General features: G+C 64.4%; 3 protein-coding genes and 1 pseudogene. 3 read left to right on the forward strand and 1 reads right to left on the reverse strand.

Annotation, left to right across the window (positions count from 1 at the left end):
* Positions 1 to 257 (reverse strand): annotated as a pseudogene (locus EOA28_RS26445) (ribonuclease); the annotation flags it as partial.
* A 192-nt stretch (positions 258 to 449) separates the two neighbouring features.
* On the opposite strand from EOA28_RS26445, the gene EOA28_RS26450 reads away from it, so the two are divergent.
* The 3 genes from EOA28_RS26450 to EOA28_RS26460 all read left to right on the forward strand — a co-directional run bounded on the left by EOA28_RS26450 (position 450) and on the right by EOA28_RS26460 (position 4,282).
* A complete protein-coding gene (locus tag EOA28_RS26450; RefSeq protein WP_127250678.1) occupies positions 450 to 1,382 on the forward strand; it encodes an alpha/beta hydrolase in 933 nt (310 codons plus the stop codon).
* Positions 1,383 to 1,463: 81 nt separating this feature from the next.
* On the forward strand, positions 1,464 to 2,636 hold the full coding sequence (locus tag EOA28_RS26455; protein WP_127250677.1) for a CaiB/BaiF CoA-transferase family protein: 1,173 nt from the start codon (positions 1,464 to 1,466) through the stop codon (positions 2,634 to 2,636).
* Positions 2,633 to 4,282, forward strand: coding sequence for a thiamine pyrophosphate-binding protein (locus EOA28_RS26460; RefSeq protein ID WP_127250676.1), 1,650 nt, complete (start codon positions 2,633 to 2,635; stop codon positions 4,280 to 4,282). Before EOA28_RS26455 ends, EOA28_RS26460 begins: the two co-directional genes overlap by 4 nt.
* The last annotated feature ends 33 nt before the right edge of the window (positions 4,283 to 4,315 follow it).

Here is a 4,315-nt window from a genome sequence, read left to right on the forward strand (position 1 = left end):
ACCCAGCGCCGCTCGGGGTCGGCGCCCGGCACCTGGATGAGATAATGGGTCGGCTCGTCCTTGTTGCCGGCAAGAAGATCGTAGGACTTGCCTGCTTCGGTCGAGATGTTGCCGGGGTTCTTACCGTTCTTGATCGCCTGCGTCGCCGGACAGGCGCTGTCGGCCACGAAAGTTCCGCTCATCTTCACGTCGGCATGCGCCGCGCCGGCGCCGACCAGAGCCAGCACCATCGAACCCCACAATGCCCAAACCCGCATTCCCGCTCTCCCGGCGATCATTGATCCGTGTTGGATTCGTCACACTAGAACAGCCGGCGTGTCAGAATTGCGATCTTTTTTCACCGTGCGAAGAACAATCCCCAGCTGAGCGCTCCATCGGCGTGTCCGCAAGCCGCCCATCCACTTGACGTATGTGGCGCCCTCGCCCAACAGTCGCCGAGGGAGCGAGACATGCCATTTGACAAGCAAACCAGCCTGGCCTCACCGACCGGGGCCGAGCTCAACCTCTATGTGAAACACGCTGAGGCGAAGCCACGCGCCATGGTGCAGATCAACCATGGTCTGGCCGAGCATGCTGCGCGCTACGCCCGCTTTGCCGACTACCTCGCGCCGCGCGGTTTCCATGTCTATGCCCACGATCACCGCGGTCATGGCGCGACGAAAGCGCCCGACGCGCCGATCGGCAAGTTCGCGGACAGCGACGGCATCGCCAAGGTGATCGCCGATGTTGACGCCGTTCACGACCTGATCGCGAAAGAGCACCCGGGACTGCCGGTGATCGTTTTCGGGCATTCGTTGGGCGCCTCGATCGCTCTGAACTTCGTGCTGCGCCATTCGCAGCGCGTCCGCGCCGCCGCGATCTGGAACGGCAATTTCTCGCAAGGGCTTCTCGGCCAGTTGGCGCTGCTCATCCTCGGCTGGGAGCGGATGCGGCTGGGCTCCGACGTGCCGTCGCGCCTCCTGCCCAAGCTCACCTTCCAGGCCTGGGGCAAGGCAGTGCCCAACCACCGAACCCTGTTCGACTGGCTGTCGCGCGACCCTGCCGAGGTCGACAAATATGTCGTCGACCCGCTCTGCGGCTGGGACGCCTCGATCTCGATGTGGCGCGATGTCGTCAACATGGCGCAGCACGCCGGCAAGGATTCAAGTTTCGCAGCCGTGCGCCGCGACCTACCCGTCAATCTCATCGGTGGCGAGAAGGATCCCGCGTCGGACTACGGCAAGGCCGTCCATCATTTGGCAAAGCGCATGCAAGCGATGGGCTTTTCGAATCTGGTTTCAAAGGTTTACCCGGAAACCCGCCATGAAAGCCTGAACGAGATCAACCGCGACACCGTCATGAACGATTTCGCCGCCTGGGCTGACGGCGTGCTGAAACCCTGATCCGGCTTGGCCTACTGCATGGGTCGTGACACGACCGGTGCGGGTTGCTAGAGGCTGCCTTTCGTTAGAACACGGTGATCCATGGCCGAACCCCCGCTGAAAGGCATCCGCGTTATAGAGCTTGCCCGCATCCTGGCCGGCCCCTGGGCCGGGCAATTGCTGGCCGACCTCGGCGCCGACGTCATCAAGGTCGAGAGCCCGGACGGCGGCGACGATACCCGCAAATGGGGCCCGCCCTTCGTCATGAGCCATGACGGCGAGAACCTCTCGGCCGCCTACTACCATTCCTGCAATCGCGGCAAGCGTTCGATCGCCATCGATTTCTCCCAGTCCGAAGGCGCCGAGACGCTGCGCAAGCTGGTCGCCACCGCCGATGTGCTGATCGAGAACTTCAAGCTCGGCGGCCTCAAGAAATACGGCCTCGATTATGAAAGCCTGAAGGCGATCAATCCGCGCCTCGTCTATTGCTCGATCACCGGCTTCGGCCAGGACGGTCCCTATGCGCCCCGCGCCGGCTACGATTTCATCATCCAGGCCATGGCTGGCATGATGTCGATCACCGGCGAGCCGGGCCGCGAGCCGCAGAAGGCCGGCGTCGCCATCTCCGACCTCTTTACCGGCCTCTATTCGGTGATCGCCATCCAGGCCGCGCTTCGCCATGCCGAAAGGACCGGCGAGGGCCAGCACATCGACATGGCTCTTTATGACAGCCAGATCTCGGCGCTCGGCAACCAGAACCTCAACTATCTGGTCTCCGGCAAGTCGCCGGTGCAGATGGGCAATGCGCATATGAACATAGCGCCCTATGAAGTGCTGCCGGTGAAGGATGGCCACATTATCCTGGCTGTCGGCAATGACGGCCAGTTCGGCAAGTTCTGCGCCGTGGTCGGTCTCGCCGATCTGCCCGCTAATCCGGATTTCGCCACCAACCCCGCGCGGGTCGCCAACCGCGCAAGGTTGCGTGAGACGATTATCGAGAGGCTGGCTACATTCGACCGCGATCCGCTGCTGGCGAAGCTGGAGGCTGCCGGAGTGCCGGCGAGCCCGATCAACACGATCGGCCAGATGTTCGCCGACCCGCAGACCATCGCGCGCGGGATGCGGCTCGACCTTGACGACGGCCATGGCAACCGCCTGCCCTCGGTGCGCGCGCCGATGGTGATGTCGGGCACACCGCTCGTCTATGAGCGCCCCTCGCCGCGCCTTGGCGAGCACACCGCAGAAATCCTTGCCGAATTGGAGAAAGCAAAATGAAGACCGGCGGACAACTGATCGTCGAGGCGCTCGAGGCGAACGGCACCGACCGCATCTTCTGCGTTCCGGGCGAATCCTATCTCGCGGTGCTCGACGCGCTGCATGACTCCTCGATCCGCACCATCGTCTGCCGCCAGGAGGGCGGTGCCGCGATGATGGCCGACTGCCAGGGACGGTTGACCGGCAATCCCGGCATCTGCTTCGTCACCCGCGGCCCCGGCGCCACCAACGCCTCGGCAGGCGTCCACATCGCCATGCAGGATTCGGTGCCGATGATCCTGTTCATCGGCCAGGTCGCCAGCCACGCCAAGGAACGCGAGGCCTTCCAGGAGGTCGACTACAAGCGTTTCTTCGGCGACATCGCCAAATGGGTGGTCGAGATCGACGATGCCACGCGCATTCCCGAATTCGTCACCCGCGCTTTCTCGGTCGCGACGTCAGGACGCCCCGGCCCTGTGGTCATCTCGCTGCCCGAGGACATGCTGACCAGCGAGGTCGAGGCTCCGGCAGCCCTTCCGCACACGCCGGTCGAGACGCGTCCCGGCGAAGCCGAGCTCGATGCGGCGCAAATGCTGCTCGCCAACGCCAAGCGTCCCTTCGTCATCCTCGGCGGCACGCGCTGGAACGAGGAAGCCGTGGCGCAGATGCGCGTGATCGCCGAGACGTGGTCGCTGCCGGTCGGCTGCTCCTTCCGCCGTCAGATGCTGTTCGACCATCTCCATCCGAATTACGCCGGCGATGTCGGCATCGGCATCAATCCCAAGCTCGCGGAGCGGATCAAGCAGGCCGACGTCGTGCTTTTGATCGGCGGCCGCCTGGGCGAGATGCCGTCTTCCGACTACACGCTGTTGAAAAGCCCCTACCCCGACCAGGCGCTGGTGCATGTCCATGCCGACGCCGGCGAGCTTGGCCGCGTCTACCGGCCGACGATTGCGATCAATGCCTCGCCCGCCGCTTTCGTCGAGGCCTTCGCCAAATGCAAGCCCGCCGCCAGCCCTTCCTGGGCGGCCGAGGTGGAAAAGGCGCATGCCGCCTATCTCGAATGGTCGACGCCCCCTCAGACCGGCCCAGGCGCCGTGCAGATGGGCCCGATCATCGAGCATCTTGGAAAGGTCCTGCCGGAAGACGCCATCCTCACCAACGGCGCCGGCAACTACGCCACCTGGGTGCATCGCTTCTACCGCACCCGCCGCTTCGGCACGCAGGCGGCGCCTACTTCCGGCTCGATGGGCTACGGCACGCCCGCGGCCGTCGCCGCCAAGTCACTGTTCCCGGATCGCACCGTGATAGCCTTCGCCGGCGACGGCTGCTTCCTGATGAACGGCCAGGAGTTCGCGACCGCTGTTCAGTACGACCTTCCGATCATCGTCATCGTCGTCAACAACGGCATTTACGGCACGATCCGCATGCATCAGGAGCGGGAATATCCGAGCCGCGTCGTCGCCACCGAACTCAAGAACCCGAATTTCGCGGCGCTCGCCCGCGCCTATGGCGGCCATGGCGAGACGGTGGAAAAGACCACCGACTTCGCGCCGGCCTTCGAACGCGCGCTGGCCAGCGGCAAGCCGGCGATCGTCGAGATCAAGCTCGATCCCGAAGCGATCACGCCGACCCGCACGCTGACGCAGATCCGCAACAAGAGCTGAGTGCCTGCAAGGTATAGGCAGCGATCCTTCGCC

This window comes from Mesorhizobium sp. M2A.F.Ca.ET.067.02.1.1, from assembly GCF_004023285.1.
In the GTDB taxonomy this organism is placed as follows: domain Bacteria; phylum Pseudomonadota; class Alphaproteobacteria; order Rhizobiales; family Rhizobiaceae; genus Mesorhizobium.